Origin of the sequence: Microbacterium sp. LWO12-1.2, assembly GCF_040675875.1 — a bacterium.
Classification (GTDB): Bacteria; Actinomycetota; Actinomycetes; order Actinomycetales; family Microbacteriaceae; genus Microbacterium.
In genome coordinates this window covers 2841026-2863433 of sequence record NZ_JBEGII010000001.1, presented here as the reverse complement: position 1 = coordinate 2863433, position 22408 = coordinate 2841026, and the positions used below count along the sequence as shown (strand labels likewise).

At 69.2% G+C, this 22408-nt stretch carries 20 protein-coding genes; 15 read left to right on the top strand and 5 right to left on the bottom strand.

What is annotated here, in order from left to right; all coding sequences use genetic code 11:
* The first annotated feature begins 73 nt into the window (after positions 1-73).
* Positions 74-1459: a glycine--tRNA ligase gene (locus MRBLWO12_RS13660; protein WP_363556340.1), complete on the top strand. Its 1386-nt coding sequence runs from the start codon at positions 74-76 to the stop codon at positions 1457-1459.
* Between the two features lie 125 nt (positions 1460-1584).
* Here MRBLWO12_RS13660 and MRBLWO12_RS13655 read toward each other — a convergent pair whose 3' ends face one another.
* Genes MRBLWO12_RS13655 through MRBLWO12_RS13645 form a run of 3 tightly spaced genes read right to left on the bottom strand, consistent with a single transcriptional unit; the run spans position 1585 to position 3941 of the window.
* Positions 1585-2013 carry a DUF1801 domain-containing protein gene (locus MRBLWO12_RS13655; protein WP_363556338.1) on the bottom strand — a complete coding sequence of 143 codons (429 nt, stop codon included), beginning with the start codon at positions 2011-2013 and terminating at the stop codon, positions 1585-1587.
* Between the two features lie 2 nt (positions 2014-2015).
* Positions 2016-2585 carry an HhH-GPD-type base excision DNA repair protein gene (locus tag MRBLWO12_RS13650; RefSeq protein WP_363556336.1) on the bottom strand — a complete coding sequence of 190 codons (570 nt, stop codon included), beginning with the start codon at positions 2583-2585 and terminating at the stop codon, positions 2016-2018.
* A gap of 51 nt (positions 2586-2636) precedes the next feature.
* Positions 2637-3941, bottom strand: a complete 1305-nt coding sequence (locus tag MRBLWO12_RS13645; RefSeq protein WP_363556334.1) for a glutamyl-tRNA reductase — start codon at positions 3939-3941, stop codon at positions 2637-2639.
* A gap of 71 nt (positions 3942-4012) precedes the next feature.
* Here MRBLWO12_RS13645 and hemE point away from each other — a divergent pair, with 71 nt between their 5' ends.
* From hemE to hemL, 10 genes are all read left to right on the top strand, one after another.
* On the top strand, positions 4013-5038 hold the full coding sequence (hemE, locus tag MRBLWO12_RS13640; protein WP_363556332.1) for a uroporphyrinogen decarboxylase: 1026 nt from the start codon (positions 4013-4015) through the stop codon (positions 5036-5038).
* Positions 5031-6545, top strand: coding sequence for a protoporphyrinogen/coproporphyrinogen oxidase (locus tag MRBLWO12_RS13635; RefSeq protein ID WP_363556330.1), 1515 nt, complete (start codon positions 5031-5033; stop codon positions 6543-6545). The genes hemE and MRBLWO12_RS13635 overlap by 8 nt, the downstream gene beginning before the upstream one ends.
* A gap of 123 nt (positions 6546-6668) precedes the next feature.
* Positions 6669-7145, top strand: a complete 477-nt coding sequence (locus MRBLWO12_RS13630; protein WP_363556328.1) for a hypothetical protein — start codon at positions 6669-6671, stop codon at positions 7143-7145.
* A 1-nt stretch (position 7146) separates the two neighbouring features.
* Entirely contained in the window at positions 7147-7554 is a 408-nt protein-coding gene (locus tag MRBLWO12_RS13625) for a phage holin family protein (protein WP_363556326.1), read from the top strand.
* Positions 7541-7813, top strand: coding sequence for a hypothetical protein (locus tag MRBLWO12_RS13620; protein ID WP_363556324.1), 273 nt, complete (start codon positions 7541-7543; stop codon positions 7811-7813). The genes MRBLWO12_RS13625 and MRBLWO12_RS13620 overlap by 14 nt, the downstream gene beginning before the upstream one ends.
* Before the next feature lie 43 nt (positions 7814-7856).
* Positions 7857-8534: a hydrogen peroxide-dependent heme synthase gene (gene hemQ, locus MRBLWO12_RS13615; RefSeq protein WP_363556322.1), complete on the top strand. Its 678-nt coding sequence runs from the start codon at positions 7857-7859 to the stop codon at positions 8532-8534.
* 9 nt (positions 8535-8543) lie between these two features.
* Positions 8544-9542 (top strand): hydroxymethylbilane synthase, encoded by a 999-nt coding sequence (hemC, locus tag MRBLWO12_RS13610; protein ID WP_363556320.1) that lies wholly within the window; start codon positions 8544-8546, stop codon positions 9540-9542.
* Positions 9539-10333: a uroporphyrinogen-III synthase gene (locus tag MRBLWO12_RS13605; RefSeq protein WP_363556318.1), complete on the top strand. Its 795-nt coding sequence runs from the start codon at positions 9539-9541 to the stop codon at positions 10331-10333. Before hemC ends, MRBLWO12_RS13605 begins: the two co-directional genes overlap by 4 nt.
* Positions 10330-11307 carry a porphobilinogen synthase gene (gene hemB, locus MRBLWO12_RS13600; protein ID WP_363556316.1) on the top strand — a complete coding sequence of 326 codons (978 nt, stop codon included), beginning with the start codon at positions 10330-10332 and terminating at the stop codon, positions 11305-11307. The genes MRBLWO12_RS13605 and hemB overlap by 4 nt, the downstream gene beginning before the upstream one ends.
* Positions 11308-11338: 31 nt before the next feature.
* Positions 11339-12661, top strand: a complete 1323-nt coding sequence (gene hemL, locus MRBLWO12_RS13595) for a glutamate-1-semialdehyde 2,1-aminomutase (RefSeq protein ID WP_363556314.1) — start codon at positions 11339-11341, stop codon at positions 12659-12661.
* Between the two features lie 6 nt (positions 12662-12667).
* On the opposite strand, the gene MRBLWO12_RS13590 is transcribed toward hemL, so the two are convergent.
* Complete coding sequence (locus tag MRBLWO12_RS13590) at positions 12668-14098, bottom strand: HNH endonuclease signature motif containing protein (RefSeq protein WP_363556312.1); 1431 nt, start codon at positions 14096-14098, stop codon at positions 12668-12670.
* Between the two features lie 158 nt (positions 14099-14256).
* On the opposite strand from MRBLWO12_RS13590, the gene MRBLWO12_RS13585 reads away from it, so the two are divergent.
* Positions 14257-14706, top strand: a complete 450-nt coding sequence (locus MRBLWO12_RS13585; RefSeq protein WP_363556310.1) for a hypothetical protein — start codon at positions 14257-14259, stop codon at positions 14704-14706.
* Between the two features lie 78 nt (positions 14707-14784).
* On the opposite strand, the gene MRBLWO12_RS13580 is transcribed toward MRBLWO12_RS13585, so the two are convergent.
* Positions 14785-16884 carry an ATP-binding cassette domain-containing protein gene (locus tag MRBLWO12_RS13580; RefSeq protein WP_363556308.1) on the bottom strand — a complete coding sequence of 700 codons (2100 nt, stop codon included), beginning with the start codon at positions 16882-16884 and terminating at the stop codon, positions 14785-14787.
* Positions 16885-16994: 110 nt separating this feature from the next.
* On the opposite strand from MRBLWO12_RS13580, the gene MRBLWO12_RS13575 reads away from it, so the two are divergent.
* The 3 genes from MRBLWO12_RS13575 to MRBLWO12_RS13565 all read left to right on the top strand — a co-directional run bounded on the left by MRBLWO12_RS13575 (position 16995) and on the right by MRBLWO12_RS13565 (position 22310).
* A complete protein-coding gene (locus tag MRBLWO12_RS13575; protein ID WP_363556306.1) occupies positions 16995-18056 on the top strand; it encodes an enoyl-CoA hydratase/isomerase family protein in 1062 nt (353 codons plus the stop codon).
* A gap of 271 nt (positions 18057-18327) precedes the next feature.
* Positions 18328-20055, top strand: a complete 1728-nt coding sequence (locus MRBLWO12_RS13570) for an ABC transporter ATP-binding protein (RefSeq protein WP_363556304.1) — start codon at positions 18328-18330, stop codon at positions 20053-20055.
* On the top strand, positions 20052-22310 hold the full coding sequence (locus tag MRBLWO12_RS13565) for an ABC transporter ATP-binding protein (RefSeq protein ID WP_363556302.1): 2259 nt from the start codon (positions 20052-20054) through the stop codon (positions 22308-22310). Before MRBLWO12_RS13570 ends, MRBLWO12_RS13565 begins: the two co-directional genes overlap by 4 nt.
* Positions 22311-22408 lie beyond the last annotated feature (98 nt).

The window sequence follows — 22408 nt, the reverse complement described above, 5'->3', positions numbered from 1 at the left end:
CCAGGTCGACCCCGGATAGAATGGAGACGCCCGTGTTCACGGGTCCCTCCCGCATCCGACCATTGGAGCCACCATGGCCGAACAGTCCCGCCTCGACAAGGTCATCGCCCTCGCCCGCCACCGCGGGTTCGTGTTCCAAGCGGGTGAGATCTACGGCGGTTCCCGGTCGGCCTGGGACTACGGCCCTCTCGGCACGGAGCTCAAGGAGAACATCCGCCGGCAGTGGTGGCAGACGTTCGTGCGCGGCCGTGGTGACATGGTCGGCCTGGACTCCAGCATCATCCTGCCCAAGCGCGTGTGGGAGGCGTCGGGTCACGTCGCGACCTTCACCGACCCGCTGGTCGAGTGCCTGCAGTGCCACAAGCGCTTCCGCGCCGACAACCTGATCGAGGACTTCGAGGCGCGCAAGGGCCGCAAGGCCGAGAACGGCCTCGCCGACATCCCCTGCCCGAACTGCGGCACCAAGGGGCAGTACACCGAGCCCAAGGCGTTCTCCGGTCTGGTGAAGACGTACCTCGGCGTGGTGGACGACGAGTCCGGCCTGTACTTCCTGCGCCCCGAGACCGCGCAGGGCATCTTCGTGAACTTCTCGAACGTGCTCACCGCCAGCCGCAAGAAGCCGCCGTTCGGCATCGGCCAGGTCGGCAAGGCGTTCCGCAACGAGATCACCCCCGGCAACTTCATCTTCCGCACCCGCGAGTTCGAGCAGATGGAGATCGAGTTCTTCACACCTCCCGCCGATGCGCAGGAGTGGTTCGAGCACTGGGTCGAGGCCTGCTGGAACTGGTTCATCGATCTGGGCATCGACCCCGAGAACATGCGCCAGTTCGACGTGCCGGAAGACGACCGCGCGCACTACTCGGCCGGCACGATCGACGTCGAGTACAAGTTCGGCTTCGCGGGCAAGGAGTGGGGCGAGCTCATGGGTGTCGCCAACCGCACCGACTACGACCTCTCCAGCCACAGCGAGGCGTCTGGCCAGAGCCTGACCTACTTCGACCAGGCCACGGGCGAGCGCTACACGCCGTATGTGATCGAGCCGTCGTTCGGCCTCACGCGCGCCATGATGGCGTTCCTCGTCGACGCCTACGTCGAGGAGCAGGTGCCCAACGCCAAGGGCGGCACGGACGTGCGCACGGTGCTCAAGCTCGATCCGCGCCTCGCGCCGGTGAAGGCCGCTGTGCTCCCGCTGTCGCGCAACGAGAAGCTGTCGCCGCTCGCCCGTGAGGTCGCCGACACGCTGCGTGCCTCCTGGGCCGTCGACTTCGACGATGCGGGCGCGATCGGTCGCCGCTACCGTCGTCAGGACGAGATCGGCACCCCGTTCTGCGTCACGGTCGACTTCGACTCTCTCGAAGACCGGGCCGTCACGGTGCGCGACCGCGACACCATGGCGCAGGAGCGCGTCTCGATCGACGACCTGCACGCCTACCTCGCGGAGCGCCTGCGCGGCGCCTGAGCACGCGTCCGGAAGCTGTATCCGCGCACGTTCTGCGGCCCTCTGCACGTTCTGCGGCCACATCCTGGTGGTCAGGCCGCAGAACGTGCGTGAGGCCGCAAAAGCTGCGGGGGCAGCCGGACCCCTCAGTCGATGATCGTGAGGGCGGCGTAGTCGGAGCCGCCCGCCAGCATCCACTCATAGGAGTGCTGCAGGATCCCTCGCAGGATGTCGAGATCGATCTTCGACAGGTCCTTGATGTAAAGGCACGAGACGCTCGTGGTGTGCGGGCCGAGCTGCGCGAGCGCCTCGCGATGGGTGTCGAAGCCTTCGAAGACGTACACCGTGAGTGAGGCCTTGCGCGGAGCGAACCCGAGGATGCCGGTGAGGCCCTCGGTGCCGGTGGGGTAGCGGTAGTGGCAGGTGCCGAAACCGACGATTCCGCTCGACCACATCTCCGCCTCGCGGCCGGTGATCTCGCGCATGATGTCGAGCACGACCAGCGCATCGTCCCTCCGGCGCGTGGGCGTCACGGCAGCGAGGTACTCCTGGACGTCCTGACCCGTCTTCTCCATGCTCAGCCCTTCTTGGCCGCGGCCTTCATCGCCTTCTTGTGCTCGCGCACCTGCGTGAGCGACTCGGGGGAGACGATGTCGGCGACCGAACGGAACGAGCCCTCCTCGCCGTATGCGCCGGCGGCCTCGCGCCAGCCCTCGCCGGTGAATCCGTACTGCTTGCCCAGCAGCGCGAGAAAGATCTTGGCCTTCTGCTCGCCGAATCCGGGCAGGGCCTTCAGGCGCTTCAGCACCTCGGCACCCGAGGGATCGCCCTTGGTCCAGAGCGCGGCGGCATCACCGTCCCAATCGTCGACGAGCGTCTGGCACAGCGTCTGCACGCGGGTGGCCATCGATCCGGGGAACCGGTGCACGGCGGGGGTCTGCCGGAAGGCCTCGAGGAACTCGTCCGGGGCCATGCCGGCGATCGCGGCGGCGTCCGTCGCGCCGGTGCGCTGCTCGATCTTCAGAGGCCCAGCGAAGGCGGTCTCCATGGGGACCTGCTGGTCCAGCAGCATCCCGACCAGCAGCGCCAGCGGGTTGTCGGTGAGCAGGGCGTCAGCGGCGGTGTCTCCGGTGATGTGAAGGGCCATGCCTCCAGTGTGCCACCCGCGTCACCAGCGTGCGGCGTCCGATGCCAGGTGTCAGGCCGAGGCGGGGGTGGCGCCGTCGGCCGCGGCGTCAGCCACTGGCACGATGCCGTACAGGGCGCCGAGTGCGGCGGTGAATTCGTCGGCGCGACCGGCGGCGGCCAGTTCGTGCGCGCGGGTCGTGGGGGTGTGCAGCAGCACGGCGGAGAGGTGGCGCAGCGCCTGCTCGACGCGTCCGTCCTCGTCGCCCCGTGCGCGGGCACGATCGATCTCGGATTCGAGCAGCGAGAAGACGTGCGACCGCAGTGCGACGACGGCCGGGGTCACGCTCTGGCGCTCACCCACCACGTGGAAGGTGTCCGCGGCCTCGCGCACGACGCTGCGGGCGGCATCGGTCGCCTGGAGCTCCTCGAGCGGCGCGTGCAGGCGGATGGTCTCGAGGTCGAGCAGCGCGACGCCCTCGAGCGTGGCGACGGCGGGGTCGACGTTGCGCGGCATGCCGAGGTCGACGACGAGCTGGTTGTGCGCACCGACCGGGCATCCGATCGCCGCGGGACCCGTCGGCGCCTGGAGCTGCTCTGGTCCGAGGACCGGCTCTGTCGCGGTGGTGCAGGTGATCAGCAGGCTCGACCGCGCCGCGGTGCGGGCGTAGTCATCCGCCGAGACAGGACGGATGCCGTGCTTCGCGGCGAAGATCTCTGCACGTCCGGAGGGCGAGTACACCGAGATGTTCACGGCGCCGCGCTCGCGGAGAGTCGCAAGGGTGACGGCCGCATACGCTCCGGTGCCCACCAGTAGAACGCGCTCGGCGGACCAGTCGGCGATGCGGCTGTCGGCGAGTTCGAGCGCGAGACGCACCAGCGAGCGGCCGGCGCGGCCGAGGGCGGTGACGTTCTTGACCTTGCGCTGCGCCTGGCTGGCGCGCTGGAACAGTCGCTCGAGCTCGGGGGAGGTAGTGCCCTCCTTGCGGGCCGACTTCAGTGCGCGACGCACCTGGCCGGCGATCTCGCCCTCGCCGGAGACGACGGACTCGAGCCCGGAGGCGACGGAGAACAGGTGCTCTGCCACGCGACGGCCGGAGTGCACGGTGTAGGCGCCGTCGAGTTCGGCGGCCGGGACGCCGGTGACGGCTTCGACCGCTTCCAGCACGGCCTCGACGCCGATCGCGCCGGCCGCAGTGACCGGTTCGTCCATTTCCACGTACGCCTCGAACCGATTGCACGTCGCGAGAACGACCGCACCCTGCACGCACGGAGCCATCTCCACGAGAGTGGGGGCGACGCCGTCGGGGGTGCGGCTCAGGCGTTCGAGCAGATCGAATGTGGCGGTCTTGTGACTCGCCGTGACACACAGCAGCACCAGACAATCCTACCCGAGCCTCCGCCGCGCATCTCCGCACACTCATAGAAGCCGGATGGGAGGATGGAGGCATGGCCCTCTCCGATGCTCCTCTCTTGCGCGCCCTCGCCGGTGACCGCCCGGCCCAGACCCCGGTCTGGTTCATGCGTCAGGCGGGTCGGTCGCTGCCGGAGTACCGCGAGCTGCGCGTCGGCACACGGATGCTGGACGCCTGCCTCACCCCGGAGCTCGCGGCCGAGATCACGCTGCAGCCGGTGCGCCGGCACGGCGTGGACGCCGCGGTGTTCTTCAGCGACATCGTGATCCCGCTGCGTCTCGCGGGTGTCGAGGTCGAGATCGAGCCCGGTCGCGGCCCGGTGTTCGCGAACCCGGTGCGCAGTGTCGCCGACGTGGACCGGATCACCGCGATCGACCCCGCGTCGCTGGACTCGACCGCGATCGCCGAGGCGGTGCGTCTGGTGACGGCCGAGCTCGGCGACACCCCGCTCATCGGCTTCGCCGGTGCGCCCTTCACGCTGGCTGCGTACCTCGTCGAGGGTGGTCCTTCCAAGGAGCACCTGCGCGCGCGGGCCATGATGCACGCGGACCCCGCATCCTGGAACAAGCTGGCCGGATGGCTCGCGCAGATCTCTCGGGCCTTCCTGGTCGCCCAGAGCGACGCCGGAGCATCCGCCGTGCAGCTCTTCGACTCGTGGGCCGGCTCGCTCAACCCGGCCGACTACCGCGCGTTCGTGGCTCCCCATTCCCGCGCCGCGCTCGAGGGCATCGACATCCCCAAGATCCACTTCGGCGTGGGAACAGGACCGTTCATCGCCGACATGCGTCTCGACGGCGCGGTCGACGGTGTCGGCGTCGACTGGCGTCAGCCGCTCGACGAGGCCGCCGCCATCCTCGGCCCCGACACGACGGTGCAGGGGAACATCGACCCGGCGCTGCTGTCGGCGCCGTGGCCGGTGCTCGAGGCGCACGTGCGCGACGTGCTGGCCCGGGGCCGCTCGGCCAGGGCGCACATCCTCAACCTCGGCCACGGCGTCCCGCCGGAGACCGACCCCGATCAGCTGACCCGCATCGTCGAGCTGGTGCACGCGGATGCCTGAGGCGCCCGCGCCCGCCGTGCTCGCCGCCCGCGCCGCCGAGACGCGCATCGTCGTGATCGGCGGGGGCATCGGAGGTCTGCTGGCCGCGCGTGAGTGCGCCAAGGTCGGCATGCGGGTGACGCTGCTGGAGGCCGCGGATGCCGTCGGCGGAGCGATCCGCCGTACCGAACTCGATGGCATCTCGCTCGACGCCGGAGCGGAGAGCTTCGCGACCCGTGGCGGCCATGTGCGGGCACTGTTGGAGGAGCTCGGCCTCACCGAGCGCATCGTCGCACCCGCGGCGGGGCCGGCGTGGCTGGCCGGCATCCCCGGTGTCGGTGCGGCACCCTTGCCGGTCGGTGGCCTGCTCGGCATCCCCGCGAACCCGTTCCAGGACGACGTGCGCCGCATCATCGGCTGGTCCGGCGCCTGGCGCGCCTATGTGGACCGCGTGCGACCGCCGCTGACCATCGGGCACCAGCTCAGCCTCGGAAAGCTGGTGGCGTCGCGCATGGGCGCGAAGGTGCGCGACCGCCTCGTGGCTCCCGTCACGACCGGGGTCTACTCGGCATCGCCCGACGACGTCGACGTCGATGTCGCGGCCCCCGGGCTCAACGCCGCGCTCACCAGGGTGGGCTCCCTGTCCGGCGCCGTGCAGGCGCTGCGCGACACGGCCGCAGCCGGTGCGGCGAAAGCTCCGGGCGCCGCCGTCGAGGGGCTGGTCGGAGGGATGACGGTGCTGATCGATGCCCTCGTCGCAGACCTCGCCCGCCTCGAAGTCGATGTGCGTGTCGGCACCCCCGTGGAGCGCCTCTCACGCGAGGGAGGCGGCTGGCGAGTGATCGCCGCTGAGCTTGCGGATGACGACGATGACGCGCCGGCGGACTCCGACGATGCCTCCGTCGAGTCCCCCGAGAACGAGTTCCTCGCCGACGCGGTGATCGTCGCGACCGAGGAGTCCGTCGCCCGGGCCCTGCTCGCCGAGACCGTTCCTGCGCTCGCCACCGCTGACGCGGCCGAGGCGCCGCAGATCGAGCTGGTGACCCTGCTGCTCGACGCCCCCGCGCTCGACGCGGTGCCGCGCGGCACCGGAGTGCTCACGGTGCCGGGCAGTCACACCGCGAAGGCGCTCACACACTCCACCGCCAAGTGGGCCTGGGTGCGCGAGGCCGCGGGGACCCGCCATGTCGTGCGCGTGTCATTCGGCGCGCAGGGAGAGCCGGCGGCGACCGCCGCGCTCGATGACGATGCTGCCGCAGCCCTGGCGTTGAGCGAAGCCTCTGCGCTGCTGGGCGTGCCGCTTCCTGCCTCGTCCCTCATCGCCGCCGAGCGCTCCCGCTACATCCAGTCGCAGCCCGCGTCGATCATCGGCTCGGGTGAGAGGCGGTCGGCAGCGCGGTCCGCCGTGCAGAAGACGCCGGGGCTGGCTGTCGTCGGCGCCTGGTTGGCGGGCACAGGGCTCGCGCAGGTCGTGCCGGATGCCGTGGCCGAAGCGGATCGACTTCGCCGCGCGCTGCTCTGGGATTGAAACGGCTCCGACTGTCAACCCCCTGACGTTTAGATGCCGAAATCGGCATACGGGGTTACGCTGGGTACCTGGCCGACGGGGAGCGAAGCCTGCGGCTCGACCGGAACAACGTGAGGAGACCCCATGAAGGGGAAGATCGGACTCGTCGTCGGACTCGGCGTGGGTTACGTGCTCGGCACACGTGCCGGACGTGAGCGTTACGAACAGATCAAGACACAGTGGCTCAAGGTGTGGGAGCTGGATCCCGTGCAGGAGCGCGTTGAGCAGGCGAAGAGCTTCCTCGGCGACAAGGCTGCGGCTGTGCCCGGTGCCATCTGGAGCGGTGCGGTGAAGATCGTCAAGTCGGTGCAGGGCAACGGCACTCCTGGTCAGAAGCTCGACTCCGCGATCGCGAAGAGCAAGGACGCGGCCGCCGAGGTGGCCGACGCCGCCGAGGATGCTGTCGACGCCGCCAAGGACGCGGCGAAGACGGCGGCCAAGAAGCCCGCCGCGAAGAAGCCCGCCGCCAAGACCACGGCTTCCAAGACCACGGCGTCGAAGACCACGGCATCGAAGAGCACGGCCGCCCGGAGTGCGACCACCAAGAAGGCCGGCGCCTGAGATGCCTCGCGGATACCGGGATCGGGCCGACGACGGTCTGCTGACCCTCCTCGGCGACCTCCCCGAACTCGTCACGAACCTCGTCAAGGCCGAGATCGATGCGGCGAAGGCGTGGGTCTCACGGACGGCCAAGGACGCCGGTATCGGTTCGGTCTGGTTCCTGGTCGCCCTGTTCTTCCTGTTCTGGGCGGTGCCGGTCGTGCTCGTGTTCGCGATCGCCGGCCTCTCGTCATGGTGGCCCGTGTGGCTGTCGGCGATCGCCGTGTTCGGCATCCTGATCCTCGCCGTGCTGCTGTTCGCTCTGCTCGGCATCCTGAAGTTCCGCAAGGTCCTCGCCAGGCAGAACCCCGCCCAGGCGGTGGCCGAGGACATCCGACTCGTGAAGGACGCCGGCGATGACCGTATCTGACAACCTCTCTCGCACGGTCGTCCCCGCAGGGATCGTCGACCCCGTCGCCTCGGCGCGCGCCGAGCTGAAGGCCGCTCTCGCTGCCATCGAGGTCAAGGGCAACATCCCTCGTCGCGTCGAGAAGGCGTCGTCCAGGGCGGTGGCCAAGGCGCGCGTCTTCGCGGATCGCAACCCGATCGGGGCCGTCGCGGCCGCCGTGGGAATCGCCGCCGTGGTGGGCGGTGCGGTCTGGGTGATCGCTCGCGCCCTCTCCCGCTGACCTCGCGTTCGCGGGCGCTCGACAAAGAGGGCAGACTGGGGTCATGTCCGAAGTGCGCGAAGAGAACCCGTCCGGCTTCACCCTCTGGGCGGTCTGGCGACGTAATCCCGATGTGGCCGTCACGGAGTCCGACTCGACAGAGCTGGAGACGATCGTCTCCTACGTCGAGGACTCGGGCGTGACCGTGCGCGGCTTCTACGACGTCTCCGGCCTCAAGGCCGATGCCGACCTCATGGTGTGGCTGCACGGCGACACCGCGGAGGAGCTCCAGCGGGCGCTGCGTCGCCTCCGCCGCACCGAGCTGCTCCGTTCGCTGCTGCCGGTGTGGAACGTGATGGGCGTGCACCGCGACGCCGAGTTCAACCGTTCGCATGTGCCCGGCTTCCTGCGCGGCATCGAGCCCAAGGACTGGCTCTGCCTGTACCCGTTCGTGCGCACGCCGGAGTGGTACCTGGCGCCGGAGGAGGAGCGGCGCAAGATGCTCGCCGACCACGGGCGCAAGGGGGCCGCGTTCACGGGTGTCATCGCGAACACCGTCGCGGCGTTCGCGCTCGGCGACTACGAGTGGATCCTGCCCCTCGAGGCGGATGACGTGACCGAGCTCGTCGACCTCATGCGCGACCTGCGGTACACCGACGCGCGTCTGTACGTGAAGGAGGAGCTGCCCTTCTACACCGGGCGCAGGCTCCGTTTCGACGAGATCGCGGACGTGCTGCAGTAAGGCCGCGCGATGACGACTCCGATCCGTTTGGGTACCCGGCGCAGCGCACTCGCGCAGGCGCAGTCCGGTCATGTCGCGACGGCGCTCGAGAAAGTCACAGGGCGTCCGGTCGAGCTCGTGCCGATCACTTCGGAGGGCGACACGAATCGGGCGTCGCTGTCCGAGATCGGCGGCCAGGGCATCTTCGCCACGCGGCTGCGCGAGGCGCTCCTTTCGGGCGAGTGCGACTTCCTCGTCCATTCGCTCAAGGATCTGCCGACGGCGATCCCCGCTGGTCTCGTGATCGCGGCGACTCCGGAGCGTGAGGATGCGCGGGATGTCGTGCTCACGCGCGACGGCACCCCGCTGCATGCCCTCCGCTCCGGCAGCACCGTCGGGACGGGCGCACCGCGCCGGATCGCCCAGGTGCACAGGCGTGCCCCGCACGCGGAGGTCGTCGACATCCGCGGCAACGTCGACTCCCGTCTGGCGCGCGTCACATCCGGCGAGCTGGATGCCGTCGTCCTCGCCGCCGCCGGGCTGTCGCGGCTCGATGCGAACTCGCCGCTGCGTCGCGAGGAGCTCGGTCTCGCCGAGTGGCCGACCGCCCCCGGTCAGGGCTCGCTCGCCGTGGAGACGACGCAGGACGCTCCGGCCGAACTGCTCGCCGCGCTCGCTGCTCTCGACCACGGCCCGACTCGTCTGGCCGTCACGGTCGAGCGCGCGATCCTGGAAGGCCTCGACGCCGGATGCCAGGCGCCGATGGCCGCTCACGCCGTGGTCGAAGGGTCGTCCGTGCGGGTCAGGACCGTCGTCTACTCGGCCGAAGGAGACCGTCGGATCGGCCTCGACGTCACGGAAGACCTGAACGGGGAGTATATTCGTCGGAACGGCAGTGGCAATGGAGCGGATGCTGCCGATGGTGCAGGCCCGATGCACGCAGCGCGCGAGCTCGGGTTGACTGTTGCCCGTCGGTTGCTCGATCAAGGGGCGGCCGACCTCGTCTCCCGAGAGCATCTTTCCTCATGACATCCGATATGAAGCAGGACCGACCACTGGACGGCTGGCGCATCCTCGTGCCCCGCGGAGGGCCGTGGGGCGACGGCGTGGCCGCCAGCCTGCGAGCGCAGGGAGCGACCCCCGTCGTCGCGCCGTTGATCAACTTCGCGCCCACGACCGACCAGGCGGCGCTCGACGTCGCCCTGGAGCAGTTGGCTGCGGGCGAGTTCGACTGGCTGACCATCACGAGCGCGACCACGGTCGACGTGCTGTTCGCGCACCGCGCGGCAGTGCCGCCGTCGACTCGTATCGCGGCAGTCGGAGAGACGACCGCCGCGGCGCTCCAGGCCGTCGGCTACGAAGTGGCCCTGGTGCCGGCACAGGACAACTCCGCTGAAGGTATGGCGGAGCAGCTCATCGCGCTCGAGTCCGAGCCCCGGCGCATCCTGGCGCTGCGCAGCGAGATCGCGAAGCCCGTGCTGAGCCGGTTGCTGTCGGAGGCCGGGCACGATGTGCACAGTGTCGTCGCCTACCGCACGGTCGGTGTTCCGGTGACCGACCGCATCAAGCGCGATGTCGAGAACGGTCGCATCAACGCGATCCTCATCACGAGTGGTTCGGTCGCGGAGCAGGTGCGTGAGCAGTTCCCCGAGATCCCCGATGAGACGCTGCTCGCTGCGATCGGCCCTCGTACGGCGCGTGACGCCCAGAGGGCCGGCCTCCCGGTCTCGGTCGTCGCCGATCGTCAGACGGTCGACGCGCTGATCGATGCCGTGTCGCACTTCACGCTTCCGCACGCGGCAGACGAGTTCGCACCGTGAGCTTCCCCGAAGTCCGGCTGAGGCGCCTGCGCCAGTCGCCGGCGGTGCGCGATCTCGTTCGCGAGACCTCGCTGCAGCCGCGACAGCTCGTGCTGCCGATGTTCGTGCGTGAGGGGCTCAGCGAGCCGGTCGCGATCGGATCCATGCCCGGCGTCGCCCAGCACTCGCTGGACTCGCTGCGCGCGGCGGCGGTCGAGGCCGCCGAAGCCGGTGTGGGCGGTGTGATGCTGTTCGGCGTTCCCGCGGTGCGCGACGCCCGCGGTTCGGGCGCGGACGACCCCCACGGGATCCTGAACGTGGCGACCGAGGCGCTGGCGGCGGAGGTCGGCGATGCCCTCGTCGTGCAGACCGACCTGTGTCTCGACGAGTTCACCGACCACGGCCACTGCGGCGTGCTTGCTGCCGACGGGTCCGTCGACAACGATGCGACGCTCGAGCGGTACACGTCGATGGCTCTCGCGCAGGCACGCGCCGGGTCCCAGCTGCTCGGGCTGTCGGGCATGATGGACGGCCAGGTCGCCGTCATCCGCGCCGCGCTCGACGCGGAGGGCTTCACGCAGACCCTGATCCTCGCCTACGCCGCGAAGTACGCCAGCGCCTTCTACGGACCGTTCCGTGAGGCCGTCGACTCCCAGCTCACCGGCGACCGCCGCACGTATCAGCTCGACCCGGGCAACCGCCGCGAGGGCGTGCGCGAGGCCGTCGTCGACGAGGCCGAGGGCGCCGACATCGTGATGGTGAAGCCCGCCATGGCCTTCCTCGACGTGCTGCGCGAAGTGCGCGACACCGTCAGTATTCCGGTCTGGGCATACCAGGTGTCCGGCGAATACGCCATGATCGAGGCCGCCGCCGCGAACGGCTGGATCGATCGCCGTGCCGCCATCCTGGAGTCGCTGCTGTCGATCCGCCGTGCCGGTGCCGACGCGGTGCTGACCTACTGGGCGACCGAGGCCGCCCGCTGGCTGCGCGCCTGAGCCGTATCTCTCTCTTCTTCGGAGCATCATCATGACCGATCGCAATGACGACCTGTTCTCTGCCGCCCGCGCGGTGATCCCCGGCGGAGTGAACTCCCCGGTGCGCGCCTACGGGTCGGTCGGCGGCACCCCCCGCTTCCTCGCCTCCGCGAAGGGCGCGACCGTCACGGATGCCGCCGGCAACGAGTACATCGACCTCGTCGCCTCGTGGGGTCCTGCGCTCCTCGGTCACGCGCACCCCGAGGTCGTCGCCGCCGTGCAGGAGGCGGCGACCCGCGGTCTCTCCTTCGGTGCGCCCACGGAGGGCGAGGTCGAACTCGCCGCCGTGATCGCGGAGCGCGTGCGCTTCGGCGAGACGCGTCCGATCGAGCGCGTGCGCCTGGTGTCGACAGGCACCGAGGCGACGATGACGGCGATCCGCCTGGCGCGCGGTGCCACGGGCAGAGACCTGCTGGTGAAGTTCGCCGGGCACTATCACGGGCACTCGGACGGGCTCCTCGCAGAGGCCGGCTCCGGTGTCGCGACGCTGGCGCTGCCCGGCTCGGCCGGAGTGCCCGCACCGATCGCCGCGCAGACGCTCGTGATCGGCTACAACGACCCGGACGCTCTCGCGGCGGTCTTCGCCGAGCATGGCCCTCGCATCGCGGCGGTCATCGTGGAGGCGTCTGCGGCGAACATGGGCGTGGTCGCTCCGCTGCCCGGCTTCAACCGCCTGATCGCCGACACCGCCCACGCGCACGGGGCCCTGATGATCCTCGACGAGGTGCTCACCGGCTTCCGGGTGCATCCCGCCGGTTTCTGGGGCCTGCAGGCTGCCGCGGGGGAGGAGTATCTTCCCGACATCGTCACCTTCGGCAAGGTCGTCGGCGGAGGGATGCCGCTGGCCGCGCTCGGAGGGCGTGCCGAGGTCATGGACCTGCTCGCCCCGCTGGGGCCGGTCTACCAGGCTGGAACGCTGTCGGGGAACCCGCTCTCGGTCGCGGCGGGGCTGGCGACGCTGCGTCTGGCGACGCCCGAGGTCTACGCCACGGTCGACGCCGCTGCTGACAGGGTCTCCACCGCGCTCGACGCCGCTCTCGCCGGTGCCGGCGTCACCCACGCGGTCGCGAAGGCCGGGAACCTGTTCAATGCGTCGTTCCGCGCTTCCGCCCCGCGCGACTACGCAGAGGCCCAGGCGCAGGAGTCGTTCCGCTACGCCCCGTTCTTCCACTCGCTGCGCGAGCAGGGCATCGCGCTTCCGCCGAGCGTCTTCGAGGCCTGGTTCCTCACCGCTGCACACGGCGAGGAGGAACTGCAGCGCATCGAGGCCGCACTTCCGGTCGCGGCCGAGGCGGCGGCAGCTGCTCGGGCCTGACCGCCCTCAGACGAACATCACCCGGCGCGGCGGCGCATCGCTGTAGTGCCGACCGAGCGGACTGACCCAATCGAGGCTCCGGTCGGGAAGCTGTCGCGCGGTCCATCGATGGCGCTCGTCGATATCGGGATGTTTCAGCACGTGGTGCCCGGTGCAGAAGTGACTGAGGTTGGACAAGCTGGTGCACCCGCCTCGCGCGTGGTCGTGGTTGTGATCGATCTGGCAGCGGTGCACCGGCATACGGCACCCGGGGAAGCGGCAGTGCTGGTCGCGAGCCCGCAGGAACCGACGCATGCCTTCGGTCGGACTGTACGTGTCGGTCTCGGTGACCATCCCGGTCGGATCGAGGAAGAGACGGGACCAGCCCCCATTGCGCCCGGCGAGGTCGCGGGCGATGTCGGGATCGATCGGGCCGAAGCCGTCGAGCTCGGCAGGGCGGTCATCGGCTCCGGTGAGGGTCGTGGCGGCGACCGTCACCTGGATGTGCGCCTGGATCTGATCGATGCCCCCGCCGGCTGCCTCAGTGGGGTCGGACGCGAGCAGCAGGTCGGTCAGCAGATCCGTGCGCACCTGGTCCATCGTCCGCGTATCGGCCGGGACCACGACAGGACCGGGCTCGGGGAGCGGGTCGGTGGTGAAGGTGTCTCGTTCGCCGAAGATTGCCCACTCGTCGATGCTCGGATCACTCCAGTCGAGGTCTTCGGGGAAGATCGGGTTCTCTCCGGAGTCGAGGTCGTCGGGGGCGAGCACGTCGTGGTGGGGAACTGATTCGACGTCGTCGCGCGCGGCGATCACCTGACGTGCGAGGCGCGTGAGCCGGTCCATGATCGCGGCGGCCAGGTGTTCGGGGAGCACGACCGTGATCAACGCGAGTCCATCGTCGACGGAACGCATCGTGACGCTTCTCTCGGCAGAGGCGCGGCGATGCCGGCCGACCAGCGTCTCGCCGGCCAGCGCTGCAGCGATCTGGCGCACCAGGGCGCGGGTGCGCGCCGGAGTGTCCTGCTCGGCGACGAGCACCGCTGCGGCGTCGTAGAGGCCCAGCGCCCCGGCTTCCGTTCTCCCCTCGCGGACGGCCTCCCGCACGATCGCACCGGCGCGGACGATCTCACGCACATGCGCGGCCGTGATCGCGCCCTGACGGAAGGACTCGCGCGCAGCGGGGTGATCGGAGTCGAGGAAGGCGGCGTCCGAGAACGCGTACTCGATGCTGCCCTGCGAGACGTGGCCGGCAGCGGAGTACTCGGCGACCATCGACCGGTGGATCATGTCGCGGTGGTAGGGGTTCTCACGCGTGTCGGCGTCGCCCAGGTGCAGTCGATCGACGAGCAGCTCGGCTGCTTCGGATTCGAGTATGGCGATCTGTCGACGCTTCTCCACCCACGCGTCGAGCAGCGCCGCGCGCTGTTCGACGTGGTCGGTGGGGGTCTCTGACATGCTGCTAGCCTAGAACATATGTACGACACTCGGAGGAAGTTATCCACAGGTGAGGTCGGCGGGTGCGCCTTCCGGATGGTGGGTTCCGACAATGGATCGTTGCGTTCCTGTGAGCAACTTCCAGACAACTGGCAGCACCGCGCTGGCAGACTGGAGTCATGGTGACGTTGCTGTTGGATCAGACGCAACTGGAGGTCGTGCTCTCGCCGATCGAGCGTGCCGCGACCTTCCACCGCGAGAATCTCCGGATCGCACGCGAGACCATCACCAAGGTGCAGCTGACCGACGATGCGTGGACCTGGCTGCGAGGCGTGCCGAATCCCGGCACGCACATCCCAGGGGTCCTCGCGGCCGGAAGCTGGAAGGCCGCTGGCAGCCTCGATTTCGTGCTGATCCGTCGCCGCCGGCCGAGCGTCGTGATCGACCTGGACGGAGACGCGCAGTACCGGCGCCTGATCCTCACGACCCGTCACGGGCTCTCGCTCACACAGGCCCTGCGTCTCGAGGTCTCGACCGAGGCGGCCGATGTCGAGGAGATCGTGGCGACAGCGCCGACTCCCGTGTCGAAGGGCAGCCGTCGTCCGGTCATCCGCCCTCGGCCCGCCTGACAGGCCAGATGACACGGAGAAGCCCTCCGCAACCGAAAGGTCGCGGAGGGCTTCTTCCCTGTCTGAGCGGAGTGTGCGTCAGTCCTGACGATGCTCGCCGTCGTGGTGGTGCTCGCCCTCGTGGTGCTCGCCCTCGTGGTGCTCACCGTCGTGGTGATGCTCGTCGGATGCCGGGGCACCGTCCTCATCCTGCTCGACGGGTGCCGCGGCGGGCACGGTGTCGATGACGCCGGTCGATGCGACGCTCCACGAGGTCGGCTCCTCGGAGGCGCCTGGCTGCTCGGCGTCGGACGCCTCAGATGTCTCGGCGCCGAGCGGATAGTCTTTCGGCTCGTCCTCGTAGTAGGCGCGGGCCGCGGCGGCGAGCATCGAGCTCACCGCAGCGGAGCGGGGGTCCTCATCGGACTGCTCGCCCACAGGAGCCGCGCCGTCGGACGTGGAGTCCTCGTCTGCCGCATCCTCGGACTCCGACTCGTTCTCACCGTGGAGGTCGGCGAAGATCTCGATCCCCTCGGAGTCCCCGTCTGCCGCGTCCTCGTCAGCGGAGTCCTCGTCGGAGGCCACGGGGGCATCGACGGGGGTCGGAGTCGGCTCCTCGTGGTTCTCGACCGCAGCGTGTTCCTGGTCGGAGCTGCTCGCGTCATCATCGCGGTCGGCGAAGATCTGGCTGACGTCGTGCACGGGCTCGTCGTCCGCGTCGGACGGCGTCGATGCAGCAGAGGCGGGAGCCGCCGTGCCGAACAGGATCTCGTCGAATGAGGGGGCGGCGGAGTCGGACGGAGCCTCGTCCGACTCGGCGAGGGCCTCGTCAGCGGCGACGGCCTCATCGACGGCGATCTGCGCGAACGCGTTCTCCTCGATGGTGTCGGCATCGGCGTCGAGCTCGACGGGCGAGCGCTGCGCGCCCTCCGACGCACGGATGCTCTCCGCGACCTCTTCCACGGCTGCGACAGCGATCGCGTCCTCGTCGGAGAACGCCTGCTCGTCGTGCTGCTCGTCGTGCGCAGGATCGCCGCCTGCGGCGATCGCCGCGGCCGCAGCAGGATCCGCAGGAGCCGTCTCCGACACTGCGGCCGACACGGCCGAGACCGCGGCGATCTCAGCGATCAGAGTGGCATCCCCGGCATCCACGTCCGCGTCTCCGCCGGTGTCCACGGTGTCGCTGGCATCCGCAGCTTCGGCATCCGCCGACTCGGCCTCTGCAGAGGAATCGGCATCGGGCGCCACTGCGAAGGTCGGTGCGAGTGCGAGCTGCGACGCAGCGGCCGAAGCGCGCGCCTCGAGCTTGCCGCCGCGGACCAGCTCGATGAACACGTCTTCCAGTGTCGGACCGCGCTGCACGAGCGTGCTCAAAGCGATGCCGGCCTCAGCGGCGACGGCGCCGACGGTGCCTGCGTCTCCTCCGCGCACGGTGAGGCCGGAGCGCAGCACCTCCACGTCGAAGCCTGCGGTCGAGAGTGCAGTTGTGAGCGCGGCGCGGTCCACGGCATCCACCACGACCGAGCCGGCCGTGGGGTCGGCGAGCTTCTCGATGCCGCTGGAGAGCACCAGTTGGCCCTTCGAGAGCACGAGGACGTTGTCGGCGACCTGCTCGACCTCGCTGAGCACATGCGAGGAGACGAGGACGGTACGGCCCTCATCCGCCAGGCGGCGCATCAGCAGACGCATCCACCGGATCCCTTCGGGATCGAGACCGTTCGCCGGTTCGTCGAAGACGAGCGCACCGGGGTCTCCGAGCAGTGCGTGCGCGACGCTCAGCCGCTGACGCATGCCGAGCGAGAAGCCGCCGATGCGCGAATCGCCTTCGCCGTCGAGCCCGACCAGCGCGAGGACCTCATCGACGCGCGCCAGCGGGATGCCGTTCGCCTTCGCGGCGATCGTCAGCTGCCGACTGGCCGTGCGACGAGGGCGGTAGGCCGTCTCCTCGAGCACGGAGCCGATGGTGCGCAGCGGCTGGCGGAGCTCCGCGAACGGCGTTCCCCCGATCGTGGCGGTGCCGGATGTGGCTCGCACCTGACCGAGCAGGATGCGCAGCGTCGTGGTCTTACCGGCCCCATTAGGGCCGAGGAAAGCAGTGACTGCACCGGGCTCGACACGGGCAGAGAGGTCCGAGACGGCGGTCACCTCATTGAAGCGCTTCGTCACATGTGTGAACTCGAGCACCTGTCCGTCGGGCATCCGCGACCTCTCCTTGCATTGGGCACTTCCCTCTATCCTGCCGGAAAAGCGGTCGGATCGCGTATTTCATGCGGATTCCGGCGTCGCGGGATCGGAGTAGCCTGGCTCCCGTGACCGAATCCGCGCCTGCTCCCCGTGTCCTCGTCCGCACGGAAGGAGCCCTTGGCCGACTCACGCTCAACCGCCCTGAGGCGATCAACGCCCTCGATCTCGGCATGATCGAGATCCTCACCCGGACCCTCCACGCCTGGCGCGACGACACCGATGTGCAGATCGTCCTGATCGACGGAGAGGGCGAGCGCGGCATGTGCGCGGGCGGGGACGTGCGCGCACTGCATGCCCAGATCGTGGGTGGACGCGCGGAGGAGACGGCGGAGTTCTTCCGCGCCGAGTACGCGCTCAACGCACTGATCGCCGAGTACCCCAAGCCGGTCGTCGCCCTCGCCGACGGCATCACGATGGGCGGCGGCATCGGACTCGCCGGACACGCGGCGATCCGCATCGTCACCGAACGATCGAAGCTGGCGATGCCGGAGACCCGTATCGGCTTCACGCCGGACGTCGGCGGTACCTGGTTGCTCGGTCGGGCACCCGGCCGGTTCGGGGAGTACTTCGGCCTCACCGGTCAGACCATGAACGGAGCGGATGCCGTGTACCTCGGTTTCGCGGACCATGTCGTGCCGTCCGACCGACTCGATGCCCTCCGGGAGGCTCTCGCCTTCCGTGCCGACCCCACCGGTCCCAGCGAGATCGTGCTGCTGTTCGATGAGACCCCGGAACCGTCGACTCTGCCCGGCCTGCGCCCCGCGATCGACGAAGCCTTCTCGGCGCCGACCGTGGAGGAGATCGTCGAACGACTCCACGCGCAGGGCACCACGGATGCCGCTGCCATCGCCGACCTGCTCGAAGGGCTCGCTCCGACCGGCCTCGTGGTGACGCTCGACGCGGTGCGCGAGGCGCGCGCGGCATCGGGCCTCCGCGCTGCGCTGGAGGGGGAGTACCGCCGCGTGCTCTGGTTCGTGAACGAGCACCCCGACCTCGTCGAAGGAATCCGCGCGCAGCTGGTCGACAAGGACCGCAACCCCCGCTGGCAGCCCGCGACGCTCGCCGAGCTGGGGCCGGACGCGGGTGCGGACGCGCGGAACTACGTGCCACGGCATCCGCTCTTCTGAGTCGCCGCGGAGTCGCCCTCGGGCCGGAGGATGCTGAGGGAGATGGCATCTGTCGTCGAATGCGGGCGCGATTCCGGCGCGAGGTGCCAGGTTGTTCGGCAGGGTGCAGAAACCTCTGGCCGCACCGGAGAATGGTTCGCTGTCAGCGAAGGTCCCCCGATAGGGGGATACGAATGTCGGCGCTTCGTGGCACTCTTTCTTGTGGCCGATTGTCGGTCGGCATCCGTCAGCCGAGAAATCCGCCGATTCATCCTTCCTAGAAAGTCCGCCTGTGCTGGGAAAACTCCTCCTCCGCTATCTCTCTCGATACCGATGGCTGCTGCTCGCCGTGCTGGTCTTCCAGCTCGCGAGTGTGGCAGCGACCCTCTACCTTCCGCGCCTGAACGCCGACATCATCGACAAGGGCGTCGCCCTCGGTGACACCGGCTACATCTGGAGCACGGGTCTGTTCATGCTCGCCGTGTCCCTGGGGCAGATCGTCGCCTCGGTCACCGCGACCTACTTCGCGGCGCGTGCAGCGATGGGCGCCGGCCGTGACATCCGTGCCGATGTCTTCGGCAAGGTCAGCGGCTTCTCCGAGCGTGAGGTGTCGCAGTTCGGCGCCGGCTCGCTCATCACCCGCAACACGAACGACGTGCAGCAGGTGCAGATGCTCGCCATGATGGGCGCGACCATGCTCGTCACGGCACCGCTGCTCGCGATCGGCGGCATCATCTTCGCCATCCAGACCAACGCAGGCCTGAGTTGGCTCATCGCCGTCTCGGTGCCGCTGCTGCTGCTGCTCGCCGCTCTGGTGATCGGGCGCATGGTTCCCCTGTTCCGCACCTACCAAGGCAAGCTCGACAACGTCAACCGCATCATGCGCGAGCAGCTCACTGGCGTCCGCGTCGTGCGCGCCTTCGTGCGCGAGCGCATCGAGGAAGAGCGCTTCCGCGGCGCGAACACCGACATCATGGACGTCGGGCGCAAGGTCGGGTCGCTGTTCGTGCTGCTCTTCCCGCTGTTCATGCTCATCCTCAATGTCACCGTCGTCTCGGTCATCTGGTTCGGCGGCATCGAGGTCAACAACGGCACGGTCCAGGTGGGCACGCTGTTCGCCTTCATGCAGTACATCGGCCAGATCATGGGCGGCGTCATCATGGCGAGCTTCATGGCGATGATGATCCCGCGCGCTGCGGTCTCGGCCGAACGCATCGGCGAGGTGCTCGACTCCGAGTCGACCCTCGTCCGCCCGGAGAACGGCGTCACCGAGTTCCCCGTGCCAGGATCCGTGGCGCTCGACGGCGTCGAGTTCACGTACCCCGGAGCCGACTCCCCGGTGCTCACCGGGATCAGCTTCGCCGCGCAGCCCGGTGAGACGGTCGCGATCGTCGGATCGACCGGCTCGGGCAAGACCACCCTCGTGTCGCTCATCCCGCGTCTCTTCGACGTCTCGGGCGGAGCAGTGCACGTCGGCGGCACCGATGTGCGCGAGGCGGACGTCGAGGCGCTGTGGGACAGCATCGGCCTGGTACCCCAGCGCCCGTTCCTGTTCACCGGCACCGTGGCGTCCAACCTGCGCTACGGCCGCGAGGAGGCGACGGACGAAGAGCTCTGGCAGGCACTCGAGATCGCACAGGGCCGCGACTTCGTCGAGGAGATGCCTGACGGGCTCGAATCACGTATCGCGCAGGGCGGGACGAACGTCTCCGGCGGTCAGCGCCAGCGCCTCGCGATCGCCCGTGCGATCGTGCACAGGCCGCAGATCCTCGTCTTCGACGACTCGTTCTCGGCCCTCGACCTGACCACGGATGCCCGGTTGCGCCAGGCGCTGTGGCGGGAGCTGCCGCACGTGACGAAGATCGTGGTCGCGCAGCGCATCTCCACGATCACGGATGCCGATCGCATCGTCGTGCTCGACGGCGGCACCATGGTCGGCGTCGGCACGCACGAGGAGCTGCTCGTGACGAGCGACACCTACCGCGAGATCGTCGAGTCGCAGCTGGGGGTGGATGCATGAGCGAGCAGAGCAACCCTTCGACAGGCTCAGGGACCGATACCCGAAAGCAGCGTGGCCGCGGCAGAGTGGCGACCATCGAACCCGAGCTGACCGCCGAGGAGAAGTACGAGGCCGAGCTCGCGGAGCAGGCGCGTCAGAACTCCGGCGACTGGGACAGCGTCGCGCCGGGCAAGGCCGACAACTTCGGTCCGAGCTTCGCCCGGATGATCGGGCTGCTGAAGCCGTCGGCCCTCTGGTTCGTCTTCGTGTCGATCCTGGGCGCCATCGGCGTCGTGCTGACCGTCGCCGCGCCCAAGGTGCTCGCCGAGGCGACCAACCTCGTCTACAAGGGGTTCATCTCCATCCAGCTCGGGCAGCCGAGCGACGGCTTCCCCGGCTTCCCGGCCGGCACATCGCAGGATGTCGTCGTCGAGGCCCTGCGGGCCGGTGGACAGGATGACTTCGCGAACCAGGTCGGGGCGCTGGGTGACTTCACGGTCGGCCAGGGGATCGACTTCGACGCCCTGCGGCTGGTCATCGCCGCCGTCCTCAGCATCTACGTGGCTGCGGCGTTCCTCACCTGGATCCAGGGCTACGTGATCAACGTGATCATGGTCCGCACCATGTGGAGGCTGCGCGAATCGGTCGAGGCGAAGATCAACCGCCTGCCTCTGGCCTACTTCGACAAGGTGCAGCGCGGTGAGCTGATCTCACGGGTGACCAACGACATCGACAACATCACGCAGACGATGCAGCAGTCGCTCTCGGGTGCGCTCACCTCGGTGCTCACCGTGATCGGCGTGCTCGTGATGATGTTCTCGATCTCGTGGCAGCTGGCGCTCGTCGCCCTCATCACGCTGCCCCTCATGGGTGTGATCTTCGGCATCATCGGGCCGCGGTCGCAGAAGGCCTTCGGCAGCCAATGGCGCAAGGTCGGACGACTGAACGCCCGCGTCGAGGAGGCATTCTCCGGCCACGCGCTGGTGAAGGTCTTCGGTCGTGAGAAGGACGCGCTGGAGAAGTTCCAGGACGAGAACGAAGAGCTGTTCCAGGCGAGCTTCAAGGCGCAGTTCCTGTCCGGCATCATCATGCCGGCGATGATGTTCGTCGGAAACCTCAGCTACGTGGGCATCGCGGTGCTCGGCGGTCTGATGGTCGCGAACGGGCAGCTGCGCCTCGGTGACGTGCAGGCTTTCATCCAGTACTCGCAGCAGTTCACGCAGCCGCTGTCCGAGCTGGGTGGCATGGCTGCCGTCGTCCAGTCCGGAACCGCGTCGGCCGAGCGGGTCTTCCAGTTGCTCGACGCCGACGAGCAGGAGGCCGACGACGTCGATGCCCCCGAGCTGGCAGAGGGCAAGGGCGTGATCGAGTTCCAGAACGTCGCGTTCTCGTACACGCCGGAGCGTCCGCTCATCCGGGATCTGTCATTCCGGGTGGAGCCCGGTCAGACCGTCGCGATCGTCGGCCCGACCGGTGCCGGCAAGACCACGCTGGTCAACCTGATCATGCGTTTCTACGAGCTCAGCGGTGGACGGATCATGCTCGACGGGCAGGACATCGCCGAGGTGACCCGCGACGAGCTGCGGTCGCGTACCGGCATGGTGCTCCAGGACCCGTGGCTGTTCGCCGGCAGTATCCGCGAGAACATCCGCTACGGCCGCTCGACCGCGACCGATGAGGAGGTCCAGGAGGCCGCCGCGGCGACCTACGTCGACCGCTTCGTGCACGCTCTCCCCGAGGGGTACGACACCGTGCTCGACGAGGACGCTGCGAACGTGTCGGCCGGTGAGCGCCAGCTCATCACCATCGCACGGGCGTTCGTCGCGAAGCCGTCGATCCTGATCCTCGATGAGGCCACGTCGGCGGTCGATACGCGCACCGAGCTGCTGCTCCAGAAGGCGATGGCTGCTCTTCGCGAGGGCCGCACCTCGTTCGTGATCGCGCACCGTCTGTCGACCATCCGCGATGCCGACCTCATCCTGGTGATGGAGCACGGCGACATCGTCGAGAAGGGCACGCACGACGAGCTCATCGCGGCGCAGGGGGCCTACTGGCGCCTGTACCAGTCGCAGTTCGAGCAGGCGGCCACTGACATCGATGCGGAAGACGCCCTCACCGGCTCGACCCCGGTCGTCGTCAGCGGCGAGGCGGAGGATGCCGCGGCAGATGCCGTGATCGGAGCGTCCGTGGGCGCGCAGGTGCCCGCAGCCGAGGTGGCGGCGGCCGAGGCCCTGGTCGAGAAATCATCGGCGGAAGGTCCTGACCGCAGCGCCTGAGTAACCGCCAGACCGCGCATGTCCAGACGCAGGGCCCCGCCCCGGAACATCCGGGGCGGGGCCCTTTGCTGTGCAGATTCTCACCGCGCAGAGGAGAA

Bases quoted from the DNA above. Each gene is read 5' to 3' on its own strand.
- MRBLWO12_RS13660 (WP_363556340.1), top strand. From the start codon at position 74: ATGGCCGAACAGTCCCGCCTCGACAAGGTCATCGCCCTCGCCCGCCAC.
- MRBLWO12_RS13655 (WP_363556338.1), bottom strand. From the start codon at position 2,013: ATGGAGAAGACGGGTCAGGACGTCCAGGAGTACCTCGCTGCCGTGACG.
- MRBLWO12_RS13650 (WP_363556336.1), bottom strand. From the start codon at position 2,585: ATGGCCCTTCACATCACCGGAGACACCGCCGCTGACGCCCTGCTCACC.
- hemE (WP_363556332.1), top strand. From the start codon at position 4,013: ATGGCCCTCTCCGATGCTCCTCTCTTGCGCGCCCTCGCCGGTGACCGC.
- MRBLWO12_RS13635 (WP_363556330.1), top strand. From the start codon at position 5,031: ATGCCTGAGGCGCCCGCGCCCGCCGTGCTCGCCGCCCGCGCCGCCGAG.
- MRBLWO12_RS13630 (WP_363556328.1), top strand. From the start codon at position 6,669: ATGAAGGGGAAGATCGGACTCGTCGTCGGACTCGGCGTGGGTTACGTG.
- MRBLWO12_RS13625 (WP_363556326.1), top strand. From the start codon at position 7,147: ATGCCTCGCGGATACCGGGATCGGGCCGACGACGGTCTGCTGACCCTC.
- MRBLWO12_RS13620 (WP_363556324.1), top strand. From the start codon at position 7,541: ATGACCGTATCTGACAACCTCTCTCGCACGGTCGTCCCCGCAGGGATC.
- hemQ (WP_363556322.1), top strand. From the start codon at position 7,857: ATGTCCGAAGTGCGCGAAGAGAACCCGTCCGGCTTCACCCTCTGGGCG.
- hemC (WP_363556320.1), top strand. From the start codon at position 8,544: ATGACGACTCCGATCCGTTTGGGTACCCGGCGCAGCGCACTCGCGCAG.
- MRBLWO12_RS13605 (WP_363556318.1), top strand. From the start codon at position 9,539: ATGACATCCGATATGAAGCAGGACCGACCACTGGACGGCTGGCGCATC.
- hemL (WP_363556314.1), top strand. From the start codon at position 11,339: ATGACCGATCGCAATGACGACCTGTTCTCTGCCGCCCGCGCGGTGATC.
- MRBLWO12_RS13590 (WP_363556312.1), bottom strand. From the start codon at position 14,098: ATGTCAGAGACCCCCACCGACCACGTCGAACAGCGCGCGGCGCTGCTC.
- MRBLWO12_RS13585 (WP_363556310.1), top strand. From the start codon at position 14,257: ATGGTGACGTTGCTGTTGGATCAGACGCAACTGGAGGTCGTGCTCTCG.
- MRBLWO12_RS13580 (WP_363556308.1), bottom strand. From the start codon at position 16,884: ATGCCCGACGGACAGGTGCTCGAGTTCACACATGTGACGAAGCGCTTC.
- MRBLWO12_RS13565 (WP_363556302.1), top strand. From the start codon at position 20,052: ATGAGCGAGCAGAGCAACCCTTCGACAGGCTCAGGGACCGATACCCGA.